This window comes from Staphylococcus sp. GDY8P196P, from assembly GCF_017891705.1.
GTDB lineage: Bacteria > Bacillota > Bacilli > Staphylococcales > Staphylococcaceae > Staphylococcus > Staphylococcus ureilyticus.
Genome location: NZ_JAESJS010000007.1, coordinates 4,266 through 4,543, shown reverse-complemented (window position 1 = coordinate 4,543; position 278 = coordinate 4,266).

Sequence of the window (278 nt, the reverse complement as noted above, 5' to 3'; positions counted from 1 at the left end):
AATTTTCTCGGCATAAATGCGTGTCTATGCGTAGACATGGAGACACTCCATTTAGAAACAAACGAAAAAGTGGTGTGATTACATGAGTTTAACTATTTTTCTTTATTCAGTTTTAGCAAGTTTATTAGCAAATTATATCTACGAAAAATCTTCAAAATAAATAACTTTTTCGGGTCTACTTTGTATACTTTATCTACCTGGTAGACCCGATTGTTATTGCTTTACAGGTCTAAAATTCGTCGTTATAATCTAGTTAAATCCCGTAAGGGCGCACTTAT